This window comes from Vibrio sp. ABH4_348, assembly GCF_056159765.1.
In genome coordinates this window covers 2,543,342-2,565,332 of the sequence record NZ_JBSWVW010000001.1, presented here as the reverse complement: position 1 = coordinate 2,565,332, position 21,991 = coordinate 2,543,342, and the positions used below count along the sequence as shown (strand labels likewise).

Sequence of the window (21,991 nt, the reverse complement as noted above, 5' to 3'; positions counted from 1 at the left end):
GGTCAATTATGCGTTAACAGCTTCCTTTTTAACGCGTCGTCTTTGGTTGAGAGCCATTAAGGCGATAATGATCAAAGTTGGAACAAATACCCATTCTTTCATTGGACGATCGGCCTTTTGTACGACGGAAACAATTTCCCAATCAAAGTCGATTCCAGCTTCTTCTGCAGAACTGCCAAATTCCACTAGGTCTACAATCATTTTGCCGTCGCGTTGATCAAGCATCAGCCCCATAGAAGTAACACGCTCTTCTGCTGTCGTTGCATTTGCATCGAACTCTAAGCGAACAGTTTTCTCAACGTAGTCGCCTTCAAACGTCTCGCCAGCGACTCTCAACTCCAATGATTGTCCCACATCGAGTGTCTCTGCAATTTGCGCAATCTCAACTCCTGGTGAATAGACTTTCGCCGGATACACCATGTCCCACCAAAATCCTGGTCGGAACAGAGTAAACGTCAGCACTAGTAATGCGAGAGTTTCCCACCACTTGTTTTTGGTAAACCACCATCCTTGAGTGGCTGCTGAGAAAATCAACATAGCGATAACGGAAGACGCAATGGTTAGGAACAGGTGCCACCATGATTCAATACCAATCAATAGCAATTGAGTATTGAAAATAAACATAAACGGCAGTATCGCGGTTCGAATATCGTAGGCAAAACCTTGAATACCAGTGCGTATTGGGTCTGATTTGGCAATTGCAGCGGCTGCAAATGCGGCCAAACCTACAGGTGGCGTATCGTCTGCCAATATACCGAAGTAGAACACAAACAAATGCACTGCGATCAGTGGGATGATCAAACCGTGTTGTGCACCCAGTGTTACGATAACTGGCGCCATCAGTGTCGATACAACGATGTAGTTAGCTGTAGTTGGTAGGCCCATTCCCAAGATCAAACTGATCACCGCAGTGAATAGCAGCATGGCAAGAATGTTACCGCCAGAAATGAACTCGACAAAATCGGTCATCACTAAGCCAATACCAGTCAGGGTTACTACACCAACGATGGTACCCGCGGCAGCGGTTGCGACACCGATACCAATCATATTACGAGCACCCGTCACTAGGCTTTCCGCCAAGTCGTTGAAACCAGCTTTAAAACCTTGTGAGTAATCAGATTGGCCCGAGAACAAGCTAATTAAAGGACGCTGTGTCACGAGTACAAACGTCATCGCAAGGACTGCCCAAAATGCAGCGTACCCTGGCGATAATTTTTCGACCATCAAACACCAAACCAACACTACAATTGGTAGTAGGAAGTGCAGTCCCGATTTTACAGTTGGTCCCGGCTCTGGAATTTCAGACAGCTCAACATCGATTTCAAATCCGTCTTTTGAGTACTTGGCAGAAACTCTTACCAAAGCTAGGTAGGCGACAATAAGCAACACACCCATTAGTGGTGTAGCTGCTGCGCCAAAGGCTTCCTTGGTCCAACCTAGCCCATAATAGACGGCAGCGCTCAGTAAAGCCAAACCGATGATGGTTGCAAGGAAAGACTGTACTTTTTGCAGTACGGTTGTGGTGTTGCGTCTTGGCAGACCTTCCATACCGGCTTTACAGGCTTCGAGGTGAACAATGTAAATCAACGCGATGTACGAGATGATTGCTGGCAAAATCGCCGCCTTAATCACCTCTATGTAGGAGATGCCAACATATTCAACCATCAAGAAAGCGGCTGCACCCATGATAGGTGGTGTTAGCTGCCCGTTGGTTGAAGCGGCAACTTCGACCGCACCCGCTTTGGTACCTGGGAAACCAACACGTTTCATCAACGGAATGGTGAAAGTACCTGTGGTCACTACGTTTGCAATTGAAGAACCAGAAACCAAGCCAGATAAACCTGACGCTACAACCGCTGCTTTTGCCGGACCACCTTTCATATGACCAAGAAGTGAAAATGCGACTTTAATAAAGTACGCACCCGCACCTGCACGCTCAAGCATGGCACCAAAAAGTACAAATAAGAATACAAAAGATGCTGATACACCAATAGCAACACCAAATACCCCTTCGGTGGTTAACCAAAGATGTGACATCGCCTTATTAAGGCTTGCCCCTTTGTGTGCAATCACGTCTGGCATGTGCGGTCCACCGAAGGTGTACAGCATAAAGACCAGTGCCACGACCATAAGTGGTGGACCTAGCGAGCGGCGAGTAGCCTCAAGTAGCAGAACCATACCCGTCACAGCCACAATAATATCGAAACTCGTAGGTGCGCCGGAACGGCCCGCTAGCGCATCATAAAAGATGTAAAGGTAAGCCGCAGCAAAACTACCTGCTAATGCAAAGACCCAATCAATGAGCGGGATCTCATCTCGTGAAGAAGATTTAAGCGCTGGATAAGCGGTGAATGCGAGGAAAATCGCAAACATTAAGTGGATTGAACGCGCCTCTGTGTCATTGAAGACACCAAAATTGAAAATAAATGGTAGCGGCGAGGCAATCCAGATTTGAAAGAGTGACCAGCAAAGCGGCACAAACCATAAAATGCGCCCCGGAAGTCCAGATGGATTGCGGGCACCAGTGTCTGCCTGAGCAACCATTTCCTGAACATCGGAAGACGGCGTTGTTGTCTGCGTCATGTACTTTGTCCTTATTATAATCGGGTTTCTGTTAACAGAAACTTTGTTAAGCACTCGTTAAGTTTAGTGGAGTGCTTGCTAAGTGTGTTTCAGTATTTTGTATTATTTTGCCAATTTTTGAGAGTTGGTCTGACGACCATCACTCATCGCTGAATGATGAGTTTGGCATTTACAAACGAGCTTAGCTTGAGTCCGTGCAGCAAGCCGTAGATGAGGAGCAGTGATTGACTGCTCACATTGGTCAAGTTAACCAAATTGGAGGTCTATACCCAGACACTCCTGACTCCGAATCCTTTTCGAAGCATTTTACCAGACCGCCAACAGCAAAGGGCGAGTAGGGTTATCATCGGCAATTAGTATGCAAAACGGTGCCGATTTGTTTCGTATTGCACTGAACGTACGGCGTCCATTATTAACATTCTGTAAGTGTGATTGCCACTCCAAATTTGTAAACAGATAGCTAGCTCACTGTGTAATCGTTAACCTAAGGTTAATTTGATGGCAAAAACATCAATACCAGCGTACATCTATCAAGCTTGAAAAATGAAATGACTAATTATGCGAACGGCAACAAAAAAGGCGCGGGTAGCGCCATTTTTGGACTTAGACGGGCTGCGAATTTACTCAGCAAATTCAAACAATTCACAAATGGAACTGTGCAGCTCTTGTGTTTTCATGTCTCTGGTTGGGGTGATAAAAATGGTATCATCGCCAGCTACAACACCAAGAATCCCTTCTGCTTTGCCAAGAGAATCCAGTAATCGAGCAATCAACTGCGCGGCAGCTGGACCAGTATGAATAACCACTAGCGCGTCGTTGTAATCGATGCCTTTGACCAATTCACGCAAAGAGCTAGAAACCGTTGGCACACCCAATTCAACAGGCAGGCAGTACACCATATCCATTTTGGCATTACGGGTTCGAACTGCTCCAAATTTGGTCAACATGCGTGACACTTTGGATTGATTGATGTTTTCAAAACCTTGGTTTTTCAACGCGTCGACAATGTCGCCTTGAGAGCCAAAACGTTCTTCTTTGAGTAATGATTTAAAAGCGCGGATAAGCGAGTCTTGTTTTTCAGAGTTGCGCATTTGATTTGGTTATTCGTTGAACAATAATGGACTTATTGTGGCATATCTATTCACTTTGGACCAAATGTCTACCTCAAAAAAGTGTGTGGAACTGTGTAAAATTCTGGGTGCAGTGAGTGTCGCCAAGTTCTTGCTAATCCCCGGTGGGAGTTGGCTTGCACAATTGAAATTTCGCTATGCGTAAAGTCGCAAACAAGACGTTAATTGATTGTAATCGCAGTGTGATTAGATTAGGTTTTGCGTGCATTAAAAGATCACCCTACCAAGATCTAGATAAAGAGATTCATCTCAAGGAGAACTACAATGAAAGTAGCCGTTATTGGTGCCGCTGGTGGTATTGGTCAAGCCCTAGCGTTATTACTAAAAAATGAATTACCTGCTGGTTCTGATTTAGCGTTGTACGACATCGCTCCAGTAACTCCTGGTGTTGCGGCTGATTTGAGCCACATCCCAACTCCAGTTTCAATCAAGGGATACGCTGGTGAAGATCCAACACCTGCACTAGAAGGTGCAGATGTGGTTCTTATTTCTGCTGGTGTTGCGCGTAAGCCAGGTATGGATCGTGCTGACCTATTCAATGTTAACGCTGGTATTGTTAAGTCACTTGCTGAAAAAATCGCAGTTGTGTGTCCGACTGCGTGTGTTGGCATCATCACAAACCCAGTTAACACAACTGTGCCAATCGCCGCTGAAGTTCTTAAAAAGGCAGGCGTTTACGATAAGCGCAAACTGTTTGGCGTAACAACTCTAGATGTTATCCGTTCTGAAACATTCGTCGCTGAGTTGAAAGGCAAAGATCCACTAGCGCTAAACGTACCCGTTATCGGTGGCCACTCAGGCGTTACTATTCTTCCACTTCTTTCACAAGTTGAAGGTGTTGAGTTCTCAGATGAAGAAGTTGATGCTCTAACTAAACGTATCCAAAACGCGGGTACTGAAGTGGTTGAAGCTAAAGCGGGCGGTGGTTCTGCAACGCTTTCAATGGGCCAAGCTGCCTGTCGCTTTGGTTTGTCGCTAGTGAGAGCGCTTAACGGTGAAGAGAATGTTGTCGAGTGTGCTTACGTCGAAGGTTCTGGCGAGCATGCGCCTTTCTTCGCACAACCAGTTAAACTGGGTAAAGACGGTGTCGACACGATTCTTAGCTACGGCGAGTTAAGTGCTTATGAGCAGTCTGCGCTAGAAGGTATGTTAGATACGCTAAATGGCGATATCAAAATTGGTGTAGAGTTTGTAGGTTAATCTCCTATAAATACAACTTGCTTTCCCAAAGCCGCTTACTTAGTAAGCGGCTTTTTTGATCGCGTTGCGCCTACATTCGTAGCAAAGAGTGTGAACTGGTAGAGAATGGTCGGGGGACGTGATGGATATCAGTTTGGTAAGAAAAGGGATGATAGTTGAGCATGAGACAAGAGCGATGAGAGTCTTAATTACTGATTCCCTCACTCGCTATGTACTTCTCGAAACCTTGGACGATAAAACTCAACATGCAATCAAGGCATCGGACTTACAAAGGTTTCAAGCTGAACAATTGCCAATCAACCTTAAATAAGGTTTAAAGCCTGTTTGAATTAGCTTGTTCGATTAACCGCCATATGTGCCAGTGTTTCTAGTGCTTGTTTGTACTCGGAATCTGGTAAGATTGCTAGGCACGCGATCGCTTTGTCGGCTTCTTGATTCGCTAAACTTCTGGTGTACTCCAATGCACCTGTTTTCTCCATTACTGCGAGAATCTCGTCGAGTTTATCCGTGCCATTGCCTTGTTCTATTGCAGTACGGATCATGGCTTTTTCAGTTGCTTCCGACGCATTGTTCATTGCATAGAGCAATGGCAGCGTTGGTTTGCCTTCTGCCAAATCATCACCGGTATTTTTCCCCATGTCCTCACCGTCAGAGGTGTAGTCCATCACGTCATCGATGAGCTGAAATGCTGTGCCCAAGAACTTACCGTAGTTCTGCAACGCCTTTTCTGTTTCAGGTTCTGCATTATTCAATATTGCACCAATCTGAGTGGCGGCTTCGAATAATCGAGCGGTTTTTGAGTAGATCACCTGCATGTAATTGGCTTCGGTAGTGTCAGGATCATTACAATTCATCAATTGTTGGACTTCACCTTCCGCGATCACGTTTACCGCATCACTCATAAGTTTGAGGATCTTCATTGATCCTAGCTCTGTCATCATCTGAAAAGAACGGGTGTAAATAAAATCGCCCACTAGAACACTGGCCGCATTGCCAAATGCTGCATTTGCCGTCGCTTTACCACGTCTCATGTCGGACTCGTCTACCACGTCATCATGAAGCAAGGTTGCGGTGTGAATGAATTCAACAAAGGCAGCCGACTGAATATGCCCTGTACCTTGATAGCCAAGCGCTTTTGCCGACAAAATGGCGAGTAGTGGACGCAACCTTTTTCCACCACCACTGACGATGTAAAATCCAAGTTGGTTAATTAAAGACACATCAGAATTGAGTTGAGCTTGAATAGTTTCATTCACTTTTGCCATGTCATCGGCAGTGAGTGACTGGATAGCATTAAAATCCATGGTAAATCCGGCTGAGAACAGTGTTTATAAGGAGTACTTATAAGTTTTTCTTATAAAATTATTCGTGAATGATACACCAAAAAACATTGATTAAACCATTGCTTAACGGCATCATCTCAGCACTTTTGTTTGGCGATTAGCTTTTCGCCAATTTTTTTAAAATATGGCTTGTCAAGGACGCACCATTCCCGTAGAATCTGCGCCCTATTGATGATTAGTTTAGCGCACACCCGAATTGCTCAAATATGCAAATGGCTGTGCGGAAAAAGCGGAGTAAAATATGTACGCTGTTTTCCAATCTGGTGGTAAACAACACCGTGTAAGCGAAGGTCAAACTCTTCGTTTAGAAAAATTAGACGTTGAAACTGGCGCAACTGTTGAATTTGATAAAGTTCTACTTGTTGCTAACGGCGAAGACGTTCAAGTTGGTGCTCCTCTAGTTGAGGGCGGTAAAGTAACTGCTGAAGTTGTACAACACGGTCGTGGCGATAAAGTTAAAGTCGTTAAGTTCCGTCGTCGTAAGCACTCTCGTAAGCAGCAAGGTCACCGTCAGTGGTTCACGGAAGTGAAAATCACTGGTATCAACGCTTAATTGATTAGGAGAGTTTAACAATGGCACACAAAAAAGCTGGTGGTTCTACTCGTAACGGCCGCGATTCAGAAAGCAAACGTCTAGGTGTTAAGCGTTTCGGTGGTGAATCTGTTCTTGCAGGTAACATTATCGTTCGTCAACGTGGTACTAAGTTCCACGCTGGTAACAACGTAGGTTTGGGTAAAGACCACACTCTATTTGCACTTTCAGATGGCAAAGTGAAATTCGAAGTTAAAGGTCCTAAGAACCGTAAGTTCGTGAGCATTGAAGCTGAGTAATTCAGACTTTAAATGAATTTTAAAAGCCCTGCCAACTGGCGGGGCTTTTTCTTTATGAGTAAGTAGTAATAACGCTACTTGTTAAAGTTACGCATTCTATATCTCAGTGCTGAGCATATACGCTCTCACTTGATATACTTTAGCAAGTAGTGTTGTAGCCACAAATGGTGGAGTAGCAAATGAAGTTCGTTGATGAAGCGGTCATTAAAGTTCAAGCCGGTGACGGCGGTAATGGTGTAGTCAGTTTTTGGCGCGAGAAATTTGTCGCAAAAGGCGGCCCTGACGGTGGTGATGGTGGCGACGGCGGTAGTGTTTACATTCAAGCGGATGAAAACCTCAATACTTTGATTGACTACCGCTTTCAGCGTTTTTATGAAGGCGAACGCGGCGAAAATGGCCGTGGCCGTAACTGTACTGGTAAGCACGGTAAAGAAAAAGTTCTAAAAGTTCCTGTTGGGACTCGTGCCGTTGATATTCATACCAATGAAGTGGTTGCCGAAGTTACCGAGCACGGCAAAAAAATCATGGTTGCCAAAGGTGGTTGGCATGGTTTAGGAAACACTCGATTCAAGTCTTCAGTTAACCGAGCTCCTCGCCAAAAGACATTGGGAACTAAAGGTGAAGTTCGCGAACTGCGCTTAGAGCTTCTGCTTTTGGCCGATGTAGGTATGTTAGGTTTACCAAATGCAGGTAAATCTACCTTCATACGTGCTGTGTCTGCGGCAAAACCGAAGGTGGCCGACTATCCGTTTACCACGCTTATCCCGAGTTTGGGTGTGGTGAGTGTAGTAGCAGAGAAAAGCTTTGTTGTCGCTGATATTCCTGGCTTGATCGAAGGTGCAGCAGACGGTGCAGGGCTTGGTATTCGTTTCTTGAAACATTTAGAACGTTGTCGAGTATTGCTCCATATGATCGATATTTTGCCTGTTGATCAAAGCGATCCTGTACAGAACGCTCTAACGATAATTGATGAGCTGGAGCAATATGGCGCAAGCTTAGCCGATAAACCGCGTTGGTTGGTTTTTAACAAAGTTGATCTGATGCCTGAAGAAGAAGCAGAAGACATTATTCAATCAGTTATTGATGCTTTGGGTTGGGATGATCGCTACTTTAAGATTTCAGCAATCAACCGTAATGGAACACAAGTCCTGTGCCGCGAGTTGGCAGACTTCATGGAGACTCTTCCTAAGGACGTTGCGGTTGAATCTGATGATGAATCAGTCGACTTTAAGTGGGATGATTACCATAAAGACGCCATTTCTGGCGACCAAGTTGTTACTGAAGATGATTGGGACGACTGGGATGACGAAGAAGATGATGGTCACGTGGTCTACGTCCGAGACTAATGGTAGAGTATATATCTTCTGACAAAGCCGCCAATTTTGGCGGCTTTGTCGTTTATTGGATAAGTTTATTCTGATGGGAACTTGATACGAGTTTAATCAGTGAGCAAGCGTTGTTAATCCAGTCAGAGGTACTGGTGTTTTGTGGGGTGATAATCTTATTGGTCAGAAATTTGTCTGCGTTTATCTGTAGTAGTTCCTGAGCTTGAACCCAGCGCATATCCCATCGCGTAAAGCGTCTTCCCCCACTTATATCCCCAGCCCAGTCTGAAACAATTCGATGTCGAGCATCGAGCGAGATTTTTCGATATAACTCAGAAACACGCGACTCATCACCTTCTAAATATTGAAAGAAGTGATGTTGGTCAAATAGCAAGAAGCCAGTTATCCCCTGTGTCTGGTTGAACTCTGCGGAGCTTGCTGCTAACTGCTTCAATTGCGACGCATTGAAACCTATGTTGGTTTGGCTAAGATAAAATCGAGTGTACACACACTGTTCCATTTTGTTTTGTGACTTTGATTTTAGACGAGTTTTTAGACATTTTTTACCTGAAAATCGAGTATGTGTCGCTGGGTTTCTCATATATTGCTCTGCTTCAACTCCAAAGCGTTTTCTGATAACAAAAACATCAGCTGTCAGAGTCTGTTGTACGGACGACGCCAGTGAGAGAATGGTGTATTATTTTGCTCACTAATAAGTGTAGATACGCAAGAAGGGACGTAATGATCATCAGTTTGATAGCCGCAATGGCGAATGATCGAGTGATAGGTAAAGACAACCAAATGCCATGGCATCTACCCGCTGATTTTGCTTGGTTTAAAAAACAGACGTTGGGTAAACCAGTAGTGATGGGGCGAAAAACGTATGACTCAATTGGCCGACCGCTTCCTGGTCGTCAAAATATTGTGATTACACGTAACCCTGAATTAGTGATTGAAGGGGTTACTTGCGTGACTTCGTTACATCGGGCTCTAGAGCTGGTTGAGGGTGTGGAAGAAGTTATGATTATCGGCGGTGGCAGTATTTACCAAGAAGCTATGCCACTAGCAAACCGCTTGTACCTGACATTTATTGCTGCCGAGATAGAAGGTGATACGACATTCCCCATGTGGCCAAAGAACTTTGCTCAAGTCCACACTGAAGGCTACGAGGCGGACGAAAAAAACCGTTACTCGATGGAATTCACGGTGTTTGAACAAAAGTTAGTGTAGCGAGGCGTTAATCTCTCTAGGAAAGTAGTGCCTTTTGAGTAAAGAGCTTTTTGTCTTCCCATCTAAGCAAGGTCATATGGGCACCCCAAACACAACCAGTGTCTAATCCATATAAGCCTTCTTTGGTTAGCCCCTGGAGTGCGGCCCAGTGCCCAAAAACTAGCGTTTTATCTAAAGTAACTCGGTTAGCCAACTTGAACCAAGGAACCAGTATTTTCTCTTGCTCAGGGGGCAATTTGCACTTCATGTCTAACCGGCCATCGGGATGACAAAAACGCATTCGAGTAAATGCGTTAATAATAAATCTTAGTCTATCTGAACCAGTCAATTCATCAGACCAAATATTGGGTTGGTCTGAATACATACTTTTAATGAGTTGAGGCCAGTTGTCGCTTCTTAGTTCTGATTCAACTTCGCTGGCAAATTTGCGGGCTTTGGGTAAGTCCCACAGTGGATAAATACCCGCATGACAAATAGCAAAGTCATCGCTCTCCAACATTAATGGTTGTTGTCTTAACCATTCCATTAATGAATCACAATCTTCAGCTTCGAGAATGTTGGCGGTTTGGTCTTTGTGTTTTGGAGGGTAAAAACCTAAGTATGTCGCTAGCAGGTGTAAATCGTGGTTACCCAATACGGTTTTCGCTGAATCACCTAGATCACGCACATATCGCAATGTTTCAAGAGATTTGGGGCCTCGAGCAACCAGATCACCCACTAACCAGAGTGTATCTTGCTTTGGATTAAAACTGACGTGGGTTAACAGCGCTTCTAACTCGTCAAAACAGCCCTGAATGTCCCCAACTAAATAATTGGCCATGTTAATAGCCTAAAACTAATTGAGGACATTTGGGACAGCAAGACGGAAGGGCTCAATTTCGGTAATGAACTCTTTTCCATTTTGGTCAAGGAAAACGTATTGACCTTGCATGACTCCCACCGGGGTGTCTAATGCTGTACCGCTTGAATAGGTGTATTCATCTCGACTTTCGATAACAGGTTGCTGTCCAACCACACCATCGCCTTCAACTGTCATTTGCTTACCGTTGGCATCGGTGATCAGCCATCGCCTTGACATCAACTGCACCGACTGAGAACTTAAATTCTTGATCGTAATAGTGTAAGCAAAAACGTAACGACGCTTTTCCGGCGTGGATTGCTCTGGCAGATATTTGCTATTTACCTGGATTTTGACACAAGGCGAAGGTGAGGTCATGACTTCTCCGTTAGGCCGCGCCGCTATGATTGGCGTCGAGCCAATTCGCCATAGCAACAAACTGCTGCAAAGTGAGGTTTTCTGGACGCAAACTCGGGGTAATACCCAAAGACTCCAATGTTTCCACATCGAGAAGCGATTTGAAGCAATTGCGAACCGTTTTTCTGCGTTGATTAAAGCCATCGCGACAGACGCGTTCAAGCCATTTCATACTGGTGGCTGGGTGAGGTAATTCCTCGTAAGGAACCAATCTCACTACGGCAGAATCTACCTTTGGAGGCGGCACAAATGCCGTTGGTGGGACCTCTAAAACGGGAACCACTTTACAGAAGTATTGAGCCATCACGGTTAAGCGGCCATAAGCCTTGCTTCCTGGACCGGCCGCCAGTCTATTAACTACTTCTTTTTGCAGCATAAAGTGCATGTCTTGAATATCTTTATGGTATTCAAACAAATGGAACATCAATGGTGTAGAGATGTTATATGGCAAGTTACCAAAAATTCTGAGCTTATTATTGGGTTTCACTAGTTGCGCGAAATCAAAGCGCATTGCATCGGCTTCATTAATGGTAAGCTTATCAGCGAGATCTGGATGGTTGCGCAAGCGCTCAGCAAGATCTCGGTCCAGCTCAATGACGGTAAACTTATCGACAAGTTGCCCGACAGGTTCCGTAATGGCACCTAAACCTGGCCCAATTTCTACCAAGTTTTGTCCTGGTCTTGGATTAATGGCTGATACAATGCCATCAATGATGTATGGATCATTGAGGAAGTTTTGACCAAAACGTTTACGCGCTTTGTGCCCTAAATGGACATCATTTCTCATAAAAATCTCTGTAAATTAGTGTTGCTTTTCAGCTAGTTCAATAGCTTGCTCGAGAGCAGCGATGAAGCTTCCCGTGTCTGCTGTACCGGAACCTGCCAAATCTAAGGCGGTGCCATGATCAACTGATGTGCGAATAAAGGGAAGTCCTAGGGTAATGTTAACTGAATTTCCGAACCCTTTGTACTTTAGTACAGGCAACACTTGGTCGTGATACATACCTAATACCGCATCAGCATCTTCTAAGTATTTGGGATTAAAGATGGTATCGGCAGGAAGGGGACCCACTAACTGATAGTTTTTTTGTTCGCAGATACTGAGTAGCGTGGGAGTAATGGTTTCTATTTCTTCCCTTCCCAAACATCCGTCTTCTCCTGCATGCGGGTTTAAGCCACATACATAAATCTTTGGCTGTTCAATTCCAAATTTATGCATCAAGTCATGGTGCAAGATATCAACAATTTGAGACAGGCGCTCTGATGTAACAGCTTTGGATACATAGGCTAAAGGAATGTGAGTCGTGACCAAGGCAACACGCAAACCCGGTGTCGCTAACATCATTACGACGAGAGGTGTATTGGACTTCTCGGCAAAAAACTCAGTATGGCCACTAAATGCTACTCCAGAGCGATTGATCACGCCTTTATGCACTGGACCTGTTACCAGCGCCGAAAACTCACCAGATAAACAACCTTCAGCAGCGCGCTCTAGCGTTTTAAGAACATAGCTGCCGTTGTTTTCATCAAGCTCACCCGCCACCACTTCGGATTCAACTTTAACTGGGTCAACAACCAATTGACCGGCAACATGTGGCGTGGGATCTCGCTCAGCATTGTAAGCTGTGATCGCTAGAGGGAGGTTCAGTTGCTGCGCTCTTGCAAGCAATACATCAGGATCAGCACATACTACGATTTGGTGTGGCCAGTTTTGTTGCGCCAATTGAACCACCAGATCGGGCCCAATGCCGGCAGGTTCCCCTGCCGTCACAACGATACGCTTAACTAGACTCATCGTTTGGCCTCAATTTCTCTACGTACGCACCAGCGCGTATTTCTTGAATCCAAGCGCCGACTTCCTCATTAAATTTACGATTAAATAAAATGCGATAGGCTCGATTTTTCATCGCGTCTTCTGTGCGATCGACTTGGCGTTTATCTAATACTTCAACAATATGCCAGCCGTGAACGGTACGGAACGGTTCACTAATTTTTCCAACTGGTTGATTCTCAATTTGGTATTTGAATTCAGGTACATAGGTATCTGCGGTTTGGTAGCCGAGGTTGCCTTGCTGTGAAGCAGAGCCAGCATCATCACTGAACTGTTCAGCCGCTTGGGCAAACGTCAGTTCCCCTGACAAGATTCGTTCACGCAGATCGGCTAATTCTTTTTGTGCGCCGTCGTTGCTGAGAATGATGGTCGGCTTAATAAGAATATGGCGCGAATTGAACTCAGTGACCGCAACAGATTGTAAGCCTTTGACTTCTTCGATTTTGAGTAGGTGTAAACCAACGCCACTTGCAAATGGACCAATCACTTCACCCACTTTAGGTAGTTGTATTTGGTCAGCGAAGATGGTTGGCATTTCTTCTTTGCGCATCCAGCCCCAATCACCACCATTTAGCGCTCTTGGGCCCTTAGAGTATTCATAAGCCAGTTTGGTAAAGTCTTCGCCATTGTCGATACGTGCCTTGAGTTCTGTGGCCAAAGCTTCAGCTGCTTTTTTGTTGTCGTCAAAGGCAATCTGGATTGATCGAAGGCGATATTCAGAGTCTCCGGCACTTTCTTCAGCTAGCATTTGCGCTAAGTTATCGACTTCCGCTGGCAAAATGTTGATACGGCGTCGCACTAGAGTATTACGCGCTTCGTTTGCCATCATTTGCTTGCGAATGCGATCGCGGAATGTTGCGTATTCCAAGCCTTGGTCTGCAACTTCTTGACGCAGTTGTTCTAATGTAATTTCGTTTTTCTGTGCGATGTCTGCGATCGCTTGATTTAAGCGATCGTCATCAATGCGAATACCTAAGCGGGTCGCCTCTTGAAATTGAATCTCTTCGACAATTAGCCTTTCGATGACTTGATCTCGCAGAGCTTCTTTTGCAGGTAAAACCTGATTGGCTTTTTGAGCATCCGATTGCAGTGAGATGATTTCCGAGTCTATTTGACTTTGCAATACCACGTCATCATTGACGATAACCGCGACATTATCCAAAGGTTGAACGTCTGCATTACTGAAAAATGCGCTACCTGCGAGCAGTGACGCGATGAGTGTTTTGGTCCAAGTATTCATTAATGTTTCCAACTAAATCCTAAAACATGTGTGGCTAGATCGTCTTCTTGACTGGTCGTTTATCCAGTCGCAGCCATTTTTATTCGTTGAGGAAAAACGGTCGACCGTAGCCCAATGAGTTGTTTGCCCCTGTTAAACCAGCGAGACCGGAACCCGAGCCAACTTGTGTGCCGAAACCGATAATCCCGAAGTTTACACTGAAGTTGTCTTCATATAGTGCTTGGGCACTAGGATCAGTGACAAAGTTCCCATCCCATTTGTCTAATTGACGACTGTATGTGAATCCGATGTACCAACAGTCATCGGTATAGGTGATTCGCCCTAGCCATTCTAGGTGTGTATCTGTGGTGAAATCATAGAAATATTGCCCACTCGCTTCGAGGCTACGCGTCAACTTATAGGACGCCAAGGCACCAAATTGAGAGATACCATTACGCGTAATATCCGTAGTGTCAAAGCTAACCGTACTGTCGATGTATTCCTTAGTCACATAGCGATAATTGGTCTGAACAAATCCATCATTAAATCGGTATTCCAATGTACTATTGGCGAGTTCAAGTTTATCTAGGTCAATATCGTATTGCACACCGCCGTGATAGAACCATGCGTCGTCGTAATTGAAATCCATCTCGACCGCCCACGAAGAAAAGTTCGACTTTTCTTTGGTGGTCGGCGATTCAGATAGATTTTTTCCGGTATCGTCTAAATAGTAAATTTGACCAAAGGATAGGGTAAAACGCTCTTTAAACCCATTGTCATACAGCCTAGAGGTTGCACCATAACTAAATTGGTTTGCAGCGGCGATTCGGTCAACGCCACTGTACCTCTGGCTGCGAAATAGGCCGTAGTAATCGGTTTGCAGTAACGTGGTGTCATACAAATAGATATTGTTTTGTTCTTTCTCTGGAACAAACAAGTACTGCACTTGCGGTTCAAGAGTCTGAGTGTAACCATCCAAAAAGTAGGTATCTCGCTCAAGAACGATACCAGCATGACTGCGGAACTGAGGCAAAGTACGCGAAACGGATTCTTCTAGCTGATACCCTTGTAATGATTCCGCGGAGGTATCCAGGTTTTCTATGTCTTGTGTGTAATGAGTACTCAGCAAGCGTGCTTCCGTCGTCCAAGAACCCCAAGTGGTGCCAATTGGTAAAGTAATTCCGGGTTCCACATGTACCCGAGTTGCACTGGGTTTGCTCGTATTGTCGGTTTCAAATCGCGATGCATGACTCACAATGTCTAATGCTAGATAGTCGAACACGTCAGGTGCGTAGCCGTTAACGGTTAATTGAGGGACCACGCGATAAGGCAGATTGTCTCCTTGTGACAATACCTGGAAGTCTCGCGCTTTAAGTTCCGCATCCCAGTATTTTGAGCGATAAGCGAAATACGCTTCTTGGAGTAATTGGCCTTCTGAACGCTTACCAATTCTTGAATTCAGATCGGAAAAATAGTCAACATCACTGACTTTTGAATAGTCCACGCCTAGTGCCCAGGATTCTCCGAGTACACCACTATGTTGAGCTTGCCATGCCCAACGTTTTTCATCGACCACATCAGCCTTGTCATCGTCTAAGTATTCGACATCAAAATTACCTGTGCCAAGCACATTTAGGTAACGGAAATTGACGTCAGCCAAAGGGCCTCGTTTTTCCATATGGCGCAAAGTCGTGGTGAGATCGTAATTGGGTGCAAGATTCCAGTAAAATGGGATTTCGGCTTCCAAACCATCGCGGGAGCTGTAATCGATACTTGGATAAAGGAAACCGGTTTTACGTGTGTCGCCGATGGGAACCGACAACATAGGTAAGTAAAACACGGGAATGTTCTGGATTTCGAAGCGAGGATTATAGAGTACTGCAACTTCTTCTTCCTGATCGACATCGATGGATGACGCACTCATGCGCCAGGATTTGTCGTCTTCAGGACAGGACGTGATGTTGCCATCTTCGATTTCGTACATGGCTTTACCAGTACGCGAAATATATGCCGCTTCTCCACGTCCCGGTTCACACAAAAATTTGTACTGCGTATTCTCAACCGTGATCTGGTCGGTATTTAAGTTATTTGTTGCGCGATCAGAGTGAGTTTTAAATTCACCGTCGCTGAATTTAACGTCACCTTCCGCAACGACGACATTATCACCTTGATGAAAAATAACGCTGTCAGCTTCGATTCTTTTTTTGCCTTGGGTAACAACCACCTGCCCTTGATAGGATGCTTTATTGCCTTGGATAGCTTCTAAACTATCGGCTTCAATATTAATGGGTTGTTGATTCGGGTTTTCTGGATTTGGCAAATCAACAAGACATTGATCGATCTTAGGTAGTTCTTGCGACTTGTTTAATACATTTTCTTGGGCAGCAAGTTGTCCGGTGTAGAGGGCGCTACCAATCGCAGTCGCCAACAAGGTGCGAGAAAAACGTGACATCGAGTTTTGCTTTCCTGATTAAAAGTGTGACAAAGTGATGGAGAAACTGTCGCGCAAACGAGATTGAGTTTGGCGATTTGTCTTTATCATAAAGGAATTTCTTCGGTGCAGCACTAGTCTATGCGGCACCGTTTCAAATATTTGCAATTTGCATATGAGGTCTTTCATGTATGGAAAACTGTTAGGGGCATTCTTTGGCTTTCTATTCGGAAATATTTTGGGCGCCGCAATAGGGCTTTTTCTTGGGCATCAGTTTGACAAAGCAAGGCGATTGCAACAGGCGGGATTTCAAACTGGCGGTTTTACGGGCGGACCCAACCAAGAAGAAAAACAGCAGCAGTTTTTTATTAGTGCATTTGCCGTAATGGGGCACGTTGCCAAAGCAAAAGGCAAAGTCACTCAGCAGGAGATTCAACTTGCCACATTGATGATGGATCGTATGAATTTGCATGGTGAGCAGCGCAAAGCGGCACAAGATGCCTTTCGAGATGGGAAATCTGCAGACTTCCCGTTAGAGAAAACGCTGGAGAAAGTGCGTATTTCGAGTGGTGGACGGTTTGACTTGATGCAGTTCTTTTTGGAGTTGCAAATTTCGGCAGCATTTGCCGACGGTGACCTTCACACAACAGAAAGAGAAGTGCTTCACCGGGTTGCTAAGGGGCTGGGATTCAGTCCAAAGCAGCTAGAGAAGCGGCTTAAGATGCAAGAGGCCGCCTTTCGCTTTCAACAAGGTCAACAGCAACACAGCCAGCATCAATATCGTGGGCAGCAAGGGTTTGGAGGCCAAAATACCAATAGTGCAAGCGACATAGATAGTGCCTATGAAGTGTTAGGCGTTTCCAAAGACGTTGACGCTAAATCGCTAAAACGTGCCTATCGCAAACTGATGAACGAGCATCACCCAGACAAGTTGATGGCCAAAGGTCTGCCGCCTGAAATGATGAATGTCGCCAAAGAGAAAGCTCAAGATATTCAAAATGCCTATGAGTTGATCAAGAAAGTGAAGCAGTTTTAATTGTTAAAACATAATGTCCCGTCCTGATATAGGTTGACACTTTTGGTTAAAACGCTCGGTGAACTTCATCGGGCGTTTTGTAATTTAAAGCTGTATGTGGTCTCTGTTCATTATAGAGTTTTACCGACTCGGCAACCATTTTCTTTGCTTCATTCAAGTCATTCGGCTTACTCAGTAAGTACTCCATCTTTAAGATGCCGTTCACTCTTTCTGCTAGAGCGTTTTGATAACAATCATATCCATCTGTCATAGAGCACCTCACATGATATTTTCTGTGTAATGACTGATATTCCTCAGCGCAGTATTGAATACCTCTATCAGAGTGATGAATAAGCTCACCCTCGTAGCGTCGATTTTTCAAGGCCTTCAGGAACGCGCGCTTCACTGTTTGTGTCTTCATATTGTCATCGAGATGATACCCAACTATCTTCCTTGAGTAGGCATCGGTGATTAAACTGAGATAGGTATTTCCTGTTTGCGTTGCCAAGTAAGTAATATCAGCGACCCACAGCTGCTCCGGTTTCGTTGGAACCATGCCTTCTTTGATGCAGTTTGGATGGCAGTGAAACCGATGATGGCTGTTGGTTGTTCGATGATAAGCCCTACGATTGGGGACCAATAGACGGTGTTGTTTTAGCAAACAGAACAAATGGTCCCGTCCTACATCAATGTTATGTTGACTGAGTAAGTGTTTGAGCTTGCGAGTTCCCAAGCGAGGATGTTGAATCCGTTGCTCTTTGACGAACCCAATGACAGACTGCTCTTTCCGAATTCGCTGACGCTCTGACGTACAACGTTTATAAAATGCCTGCCGAGTAATGCCAATAAACTGACAAGCTTTCGTCACTGTGAGTCTTTTGAGCGTTTTTTCCTTAATAACTCGGCTTTGCGCTTCTTTGAGATTCGAACTCCAAAATCTCTATCCATGACTTTTACGACCGCTTCAAAGAAGTCCGCTTTCAGTTGAGTTTCCTCAAGTTGTTGTTCGAGTTCTTTTATTCGTTGTTCAGGAGTATGAGCAGAAGGAGAATCAGACATATCATTACCTACTGTGTTTGGTTTCTCTATTCCTTTAGACCAATTTAGACGACCGTGCTTACGAAGCCAAACCAAGACCGTGGACCGACCTTGGATTCCATATCGCTCTTGGGCTTGTATATAGGTCATTTCTCCTTTTTCTACTTGGTCAACAACCGCCAATTTAAAGGCAAGAGAATAATCTCGCTGGGTTCGTTTACTTGTTGATTTCATGACACTCTCCAATTTCATGTTGGGAATGTGTCAACCTTATTTAGGACGGTACATAAATAAAAAAAGCGAGCCGTTTTGGCTCGCTTTTTGGTTAGATTCGAAATCTAAGACTATTTGCGAACCGCAATCGCTTCAATCTCAATGCCTACGTCTTTTGGAAGTCTTGCCACTTCAACACAAGAGCGAGCTGGGTAGTGCGACACATTGTGTTCGTCAAAAAACGCGCCGTAGACTTCATTAACAGCGGCAAAATCGTTCAAGTCTTTGACAAAGACTGTCAATTTCACGATATCTGCAACGCTTAAGCCCGAAGACTCGACAACCGCTTTAACATTTTCTAGTGACTGGCGTGCTTGCGCTTGAATATCCGCAGGTACTTCTCCGGTTTCAGGAATAACGGGGATCTGGCCTGACGTTAAAACCATATTGCCTAGGTCAACACCTTGAACGTAAGGGCCGATTGCTGCTGGAGCCGTTTCAGTATGCAGAACTTTTGTCATGACACTTCCTTATTGAGACTTAACTTTTCATTTTAAAACAGGCTGCTTAGTGTGCCCGTGTCGAAGTTGAAGGTAAAGGACTCAGCTCTAGATCGCTGTGACTACCGATAGTGCAAACACTTTTTCACAGTACTTACACTTCAAGTAAATCTCGCCGTTCTTTTCAATCACAGTAAAACTGCTTTCGACTGGTTCATCATGGCTGATGCAGTTGGAGTTCGGGCAAGCAAATACCCCACGAATTTCAGAAGGCAGTTTGAGCTCTAGCTTCTTAACAACCTTGTAATCTTCGATTTGGTTTACCGTTGCTTTAGGGGCATATAAGGCCAGTTTGTTGGCTTGCTCTTCACTAATGAACACATTTTCAATCTTAAGCAGATCTTTATGACCGAGTGCCGAAGACGGTAAATTTAGGCCGATAGTAACGCGCTCAGAAGCTTTATCCATGGAAAACAATTTAAGAACCTGAATACCCATACTTGCCGGAATATGGTCGATCACAGTGCCGTTTTTGATCGCTTCTACTTGCAGTTGAGTTGGCTTAGTCGAATTTAACTCTGACATTGTGTTTCCTTACTTATAAGCTTGAATTCAAAACAAGGGCTAACAGGGCTTCACGAGCGTGTACGCCATTCTCGGCCTGTTCAAAGTAGTAGGCGTGCGGCGTTTTATCGACGTCGGTTGTGATTTCGTCCACACGTGGCAGTGGGTGAAGTACTTTCAGATTCTCTCTGGCATTCGTCAGGTGATTCGCAGTTAGGATGTAGGCTGACTTAATGTGAACGTACTCAGACTCGTCAAAACGCTCTTTTTGAACGCGAGTCATGTAAAGAATATCAAGCTCCGGAATCACGGCGTCCATATCGGTATGCAGACTGTATTCAATGCCCGCGTCATTAAGCTCTTCTAGGATATAATCCGGCATCGCGAGAGCATCAGGCGCGACAAAGTAGAAGCGAATGTTGTTAAATTTGGCTAGGGCCTGAGTCAGGGAGTGGACAGTACGTCCATATTTAAGATCACCAACAAACGCGACATTCAGGTTGTCGAGACGCCCTTGAGTTTCAGCAATGGTGAACAGATCCAATAAAGTTTGTGTTGGATGCTGATTGGCACCGTCACCAGCATTGATGACCGGTACCCCTTTGGAAAATTCGGAGGCCAAACGCGCGGCGCCTTCTTTCGGGTGGCGCATTACATAAGCATCGACATAAGAAGAAATTACTTGCACTGAATCTGCTAACGTTTCGCCTTTTTTCGCTAGCGATGTATTGCCACCGTTGTCGAATCCAATGACTGAGCCACCAATACGTTGAATCGCCGTTTCAAATGAAAGGCGTGTGCGCGTAGAAGGCTCAAAGAAACAACTGGCAATTACCTTGTTTTTTATTAACTCTGGGTTTGGCCTCGCTTTAAGATCTCCAGCGGTTTTGACTATCAACTCTAGCTCTTGGCGCGAGAGCTCAGAGATGGAGATAATGTGCTTTCCAAAAAGCGTGTTGGTCATTTCGTCTTCCTTACCGTGTTGAGTTGGACAAAAATACTCAGACAAAAAAAAGCCTCCCAATATCGGAGGCTTTTTTAACAATCTATAACGAGGTAAAAACGACGGATTACGGCGTGAATGTCACACAGTAGTTCAGCTTTCAAATGTGCGTAAGCCCCAATCATTTTTGTATTCCTCAGACAAATTGCCGAGAATTATACGCCGAGTTTTTGTGAGCGCAAGCGATTCAATAACCATTTGTAATCCTTTACAAAGCTTGAGCTATCATCAGGTTTAACTGCCCAATGTGGCAACCATGATAGCTTTAATGGTGTGCATTCGGTTCTCAGCTTGATCAAACACAATCGACGCATCAGATTCAAACACATCATTGGTCACTTCTAAGCCCTGCATACCGTATTTTTCAGCCACTTCTTTACCGACAACGGTTTCATCGTCGTGGAATGCGGGCAAACAGTGCATGAACTTGGTCTTGGGGTTACCGGTTAGTGCCATGGTGGTTGAATTGATTTGATAAGGGGTCATGACTTTGACTCTTTCATCCCACGCTTCGGCTGGTTCGCCCATGGAAACCCACACATCGGTGTACAAGAAATCGCAACCTTTGACGCCATCGGCAACGTCTTCCGTTAACGTGATTTTTGCGCCTGTGGTCTCTGCAGTCGTCAAACACTCAGCCACCAATTGTTGCTCGGGCCAGTAATCTTTCGGAGCGACAAGACGTATGTCCAACCCCATTTTGGCGGCTCCTACCATGAGCGAGTTGCCCATATTGTTGCGAGCATCGCCTAGGTATGCAAAAGAGATTTGGTGCAAAGGCTTATCACTGTGCTCTTGCATGGTGAGGAAATCAGCCAGAATTTGTGTTGGGTGGAACTCGTCCGTCAAGCCATTCCATACCGGGACACCGGCGTACTTGCCTAACTCTTCGACAATCGACTGGCCGTGACCGCGGTACTCAATGCCATCGTACATTCGGCCCAATACTCGCGCCGTGTCTTTCATTGATTCTTTATGACCAATTTGCGAACCCGATGGGCCAATATAAGACACTCGAGCACCTTGGTCATAGGCTGCAACTTCAAATGCACATCGAGTACGGGTTGAAGATTTCTCGAATATCAGCGCGATATTCTTGCCACTGAGTTTTGGTTGCTCAGTTCCTGAATATTTTGCCGCTTTGAGTTGTGCGGACAAATCAAGAAGGAAGCCAATTTCTTTAGTAGAAAAGTCAAGTAACTTAAGAAAATTTCGATTGCGAAGGTTAAAAGCCACGGCATCCTCCATAGAATGCTTTGTATAAAAATACAAAAATAATG

Annotated in this window: 22 protein-coding genes; 7 read left to right on the top strand and 15 right to left on the bottom strand. The window is 44.9% G+C overall.

Annotated features, from left to right (window positions below):
- Positions 1–6: 6 nt before the first annotated feature.
- Positions 7–2,583, bottom strand: a complete 2,577-nt coding sequence (locus tag ACXAFJ_RS11695) for a TRAP transporter permease (protein ID WP_475323575.1) — start codon at positions 2,581–2,583, stop codon at positions 7–9.
- 620 nt (positions 2,584–3,203) lie between these two features.
- The gene (gene argR, locus ACXAFJ_RS11690; RefSeq protein WP_475323573.1) at positions 3,204–3,674 is read right to left on the bottom strand and encodes a transcriptional regulator ArgR; all 471 of its coding nucleotides are present in this window, start codon (positions 3,672–3,674) and stop codon (positions 3,204–3,206) included.
- 303 nt (positions 3,675–3,977) lie between these two features.
- Between argR and mdh the strand changes: the two genes are divergently transcribed.
- The gene (gene mdh, locus ACXAFJ_RS11685) at positions 3,978–4,913 is read left to right on the top strand and encodes a malate dehydrogenase (RefSeq protein ID WP_475323572.1); all 936 of its coding nucleotides are present in this window, start codon (positions 3,978–3,980) and stop codon (positions 4,911–4,913) included.
- A gap of 121 nt (positions 4,914–5,034) precedes the next feature.
- Positions 5,035–5,223, top strand: coding sequence for a hypothetical protein (locus ACXAFJ_RS11680; RefSeq protein ID WP_475323571.1), 189 nt, complete (start codon positions 5,035–5,037; stop codon positions 5,221–5,223).
- 19 nt (positions 5,224–5,242) lie between these two features.
- Here ACXAFJ_RS11680 and ispB read toward each other — a convergent pair whose 3' ends face one another.
- Positions 5,243–6,217 (bottom strand): octaprenyl diphosphate synthase, encoded by a 975-nt coding sequence (ispB, locus tag ACXAFJ_RS11675; protein ID WP_475323570.1) that lies wholly within the window; start codon positions 6,215–6,217, stop codon positions 5,243–5,245.
- Positions 6,218–6,497: 280 nt separating this feature from the next.
- Here ispB and rplU point away from each other — a divergent pair, with 280 nt between their 5' ends.
- The 3 genes from rplU (at position 6,498) to cgtA (ending at position 8,433) form a co-directional block, all read left to right on the top strand.
- Entirely contained in the window at positions 6,498–6,809 is a 312-nt protein-coding gene (gene rplU / locus ACXAFJ_RS11670) for a 50S ribosomal protein L21 (RefSeq protein WP_475323568.1), read from the top strand.
- A 20-nt stretch (positions 6,810–6,829) separates the two neighbouring features.
- Entirely contained in the window at positions 6,830–7,087 is a 258-nt protein-coding gene (rpmA, locus tag ACXAFJ_RS11665) for a 50S ribosomal protein L27 (protein WP_007467532.1), read from the top strand.
- Positions 7,088–7,266: 179 nt separating this feature from the next.
- Entirely contained in the window at positions 7,267–8,433 is a 1,167-nt protein-coding gene (gene cgtA, locus ACXAFJ_RS11660; RefSeq protein ID WP_475323567.1) for an Obg family GTPase CgtA, read from the top strand.
- Between the two features lie 52 nt (positions 8,434–8,485).
- Here the strand turns inward: cgtA and ACXAFJ_RS11655 are convergent, their stop codons facing one another.
- Positions 8,486–8,920 carry a BLUF domain-containing protein gene (locus tag ACXAFJ_RS11655; protein WP_475323566.1) on the bottom strand — a complete coding sequence of 145 codons (435 nt, stop codon included), beginning with the start codon at positions 8,918–8,920 and terminating at the stop codon, positions 8,486–8,488.
- A 233-nt stretch (positions 8,921–9,153) separates the two neighbouring features.
- Between ACXAFJ_RS11655 and folA the strand changes: the two genes are divergently transcribed.
- The gene (gene folA / locus ACXAFJ_RS11650; RefSeq protein WP_475323564.1) at positions 9,154–9,642 is read left to right on the top strand and encodes a type 3 dihydrofolate reductase; all 489 of its coding nucleotides are present in this window, start codon (positions 9,154–9,156) and stop codon (positions 9,640–9,642) included.
- A 16-nt stretch (positions 9,643–9,658) separates the two neighbouring features.
- Here folA and ACXAFJ_RS11645 read toward each other — a convergent pair whose 3' ends face one another.
- The 6 genes from ACXAFJ_RS11645 to lptD all read right to left on the bottom strand — a co-directional run bounded on the left by ACXAFJ_RS11645 (position 9,659) and on the right by lptD (position 16,399).
- Positions 9,659–10,462, bottom strand: coding sequence for a symmetrical bis(5'-nucleosyl)-tetraphosphatase (locus tag ACXAFJ_RS11645; RefSeq protein ID WP_475323563.1), 804 nt, complete (start codon positions 10,460–10,462; stop codon positions 9,659–9,661).
- 15 nt (positions 10,463–10,477) lie between these two features.
- The gene (apaG, locus tag ACXAFJ_RS11640; protein WP_475323562.1) at positions 10,478–10,858 is read right to left on the bottom strand and encodes a Co2+/Mg2+ efflux protein ApaG; all 381 of its coding nucleotides are present in this window, start codon (positions 10,856–10,858) and stop codon (positions 10,478–10,480) included.
- A 10-nt stretch (positions 10,859–10,868) separates the two neighbouring features.
- Positions 10,869–11,684: a 16S rRNA (adenine(1518)-N(6)/adenine(1519)-N(6))-dimethyltransferase RsmA gene (gene rsmA / locus ACXAFJ_RS11635; RefSeq protein ID WP_475323561.1), complete on the bottom strand. Its 816-nt coding sequence runs from the start codon at positions 11,682–11,684 to the stop codon at positions 10,869–10,871.
- A gap of 15 nt (positions 11,685–11,699) precedes the next feature.
- Positions 11,700–12,692, bottom strand: coding sequence for a 4-hydroxythreonine-4-phosphate dehydrogenase PdxA (pdxA, locus tag ACXAFJ_RS11630; RefSeq protein WP_475323559.1), 993 nt, complete (start codon positions 12,690–12,692; stop codon positions 11,700–11,702).
- Entirely contained in the window at positions 12,679–13,968 is a 1,290-nt protein-coding gene (surA, locus tag ACXAFJ_RS11625; RefSeq protein WP_475323557.1) for a peptidylprolyl isomerase SurA, read from the bottom strand. The genes pdxA and surA overlap by 14 nt, the downstream gene beginning before the upstream one ends.
- Positions 13,969–14,047: 79 nt before the next feature.
- Complete coding sequence (gene lptD, locus ACXAFJ_RS11620) at positions 14,048–16,399, bottom strand: LPS assembly protein LptD (RefSeq protein ID WP_475323556.1); 2,352 nt, start codon at positions 16,397–16,399, stop codon at positions 14,048–14,050.
- A 166-nt stretch (positions 16,400–16,565) separates the two neighbouring features.
- Here lptD and djlA point away from each other — a divergent pair, with 166 nt between their 5' ends.
- The gene (gene djlA, locus ACXAFJ_RS11615) at positions 16,566–17,414 is read left to right on the top strand and encodes a co-chaperone DjlA (protein WP_475323555.1); all 849 of its coding nucleotides are present in this window, start codon (positions 16,566–16,568) and stop codon (positions 17,412–17,414) included.
- Positions 17,415–17,460: 46 nt separating this feature from the next.
- On the opposite strand, the gene ACXAFJ_RS11610 is transcribed toward djlA, so the two are convergent.
- The 5 genes from ACXAFJ_RS11610 to argF all read right to left on the bottom strand — a co-directional run bounded on the left by ACXAFJ_RS11610 (position 17,461) and on the right by argF (position 21,947).
- Positions 17,461–18,665, bottom strand: a protein-coding gene (locus ACXAFJ_RS11610) for an IS3 family transposase (protein ID WP_475321218.1) whose coding sequence is annotated in 2 segments (ribosomal slippage) — positions 17,461–18,278 and positions 18,278–18,665 — 1,206 coding nt in all. Because the reading frame shifts where the segments join, the coding sequence is not laid out codon by codon here.
- Positions 18,666–18,775: 110 nt separating this feature from the next.
- Positions 18,776–19,165 (bottom strand): RidA family protein, encoded by a 390-nt coding sequence (locus ACXAFJ_RS11605; protein WP_475323554.1) that lies wholly within the window; start codon positions 19,163–19,165, stop codon positions 18,776–18,778.
- An 87-nt stretch (positions 19,166–19,252) separates the two neighbouring features.
- Positions 19,253–19,729: an aspartate carbamoyltransferase regulatory subunit gene (gene pyrI, locus ACXAFJ_RS11600; RefSeq protein WP_475323552.1), complete on the bottom strand. Its 477-nt coding sequence runs from the start codon at positions 19,727–19,729 to the stop codon at positions 19,253–19,255.
- 13 nt (positions 19,730–19,742) lie between these two features.
- Positions 19,743–20,672: an aspartate carbamoyltransferase gene (pyrB, locus tag ACXAFJ_RS11595; RefSeq protein WP_475324116.1), complete on the bottom strand. Its 930-nt coding sequence runs from the start codon at positions 20,670–20,672 to the stop codon at positions 19,743–19,745.
- 273 nt (positions 20,673–20,945) lie between these two features.
- A complete protein-coding gene (gene argF / locus ACXAFJ_RS11590; protein ID WP_475323551.1) occupies positions 20,946–21,947 on the bottom strand; it encodes an ornithine carbamoyltransferase in 1,002 nt (333 codons plus the stop codon).
- Positions 21,948–21,991 lie beyond the last annotated feature (44 nt).

What these genes read in the sequence shown, in the direction of transcription:
- mdh (WP_475323572.1), top strand. Translation starts at nt 3,978, where the DNA reads ATGAAAGTAGCCGTTATTGGTGCCGCTGGTGGTATTGGTCAAGCCCTA.
- pyrI (WP_475323552.1), bottom strand. Translation starts at nt 19,729, where the DNA reads ATGTCAGAGTTAAATTCGACTAAGCCAACTCAACTGCAAGTAGAAGCG.
- rpmA (WP_007467532.1), top strand. Translation starts at nt 6,830, where the DNA reads ATGGCACACAAAAAAGCTGGTGGTTCTACTCGTAACGGCCGCGATTCA.
- rsmA (WP_475323561.1), bottom strand. Translation starts at nt 11,684, where the DNA reads ATGAGAAATGATGTCCATTTAGGGCACAAAGCGCGTAAACGTTTTGGT.
- lptD (WP_475323556.1), bottom strand. Translation starts at nt 16,399, where the DNA reads ATGTCACGTTTTTCTCGCACCTTGTTGGCGACTGCGATTGGTAGCGCC.
- surA (WP_475323557.1), bottom strand. Translation starts at nt 13,968, where the DNA reads ATGAATACTTGGACCAAAACACTCATCGCGTCACTGCTCGCAGGTAGC.
- ACXAFJ_RS11695 (WP_475323575.1), bottom strand. Translation starts at nt 2,583, where the DNA reads ATGACGCAGACAACAACGCCGTCTTCCGATGTTCAGGAAATGGTTGCT.
- ACXAFJ_RS11680 (WP_475323571.1), top strand. Translation starts at nt 5,035, where the DNA reads ATGGATATCAGTTTGGTAAGAAAAGGGATGATAGTTGAGCATGAGACA.
- ACXAFJ_RS11605 (WP_475323554.1), bottom strand. Translation starts at nt 19,165, where the DNA reads ATGACAAAAGTTCTGCATACTGAAACGGCTCCAGCAGCAATCGGCCCT.
- pyrB (WP_475324116.1), bottom strand. Translation starts at nt 20,672, where the DNA reads ATGACCAACACGCTTTTTGGAAAGCACATTATCTCCATCTCTGAGCTC.
- pdxA (WP_475323559.1), bottom strand. Translation starts at nt 12,692, where the DNA reads ATGAGTCTAGTTAAGCGTATCGTTGTGACGGCAGGGGAACCTGCCGGC.
- apaG (WP_475323562.1), bottom strand. Translation starts at nt 10,858, where the DNA reads ATGACCTCACCTTCGCCTTGTGTCAAAATCCAGGTAAATAGCAAATAT.
- argR (WP_475323573.1), bottom strand. Translation starts at nt 3,674, where the DNA reads ATGCGCAACTCTGAAAAACAAGACTCGCTTATCCGCGCTTTTAAATCA.
- folA (WP_475323564.1), top strand. Translation starts at nt 9,154, where the DNA reads ATGATCATCAGTTTGATAGCCGCAATGGCGAATGATCGAGTGATAGGT.
- ACXAFJ_RS11645 (WP_475323563.1), bottom strand. Translation starts at nt 10,462, where the DNA reads ATGGCCAATTATTTAGTTGGGGACATTCAGGGCTGTTTTGACGAGTTA.
- cgtA (WP_475323567.1), top strand. Translation starts at nt 7,267, where the DNA reads ATGAAGTTCGTTGATGAAGCGGTCATTAAAGTTCAAGCCGGTGACGGC.
- ispB (WP_475323570.1), bottom strand. Translation starts at nt 6,217, where the DNA reads ATGGATTTTAATGCTATCCAGTCACTCACTGCCGATGACATGGCAAAA.
- djlA (WP_475323555.1), top strand. Translation starts at nt 16,566, where the DNA reads ATGTATGGAAAACTGTTAGGGGCATTCTTTGGCTTTCTATTCGGAAAT.
- rplU (WP_475323568.1), top strand. Translation starts at nt 6,498, where the DNA reads ATGTACGCTGTTTTCCAATCTGGTGGTAAACAACACCGTGTAAGCGAA.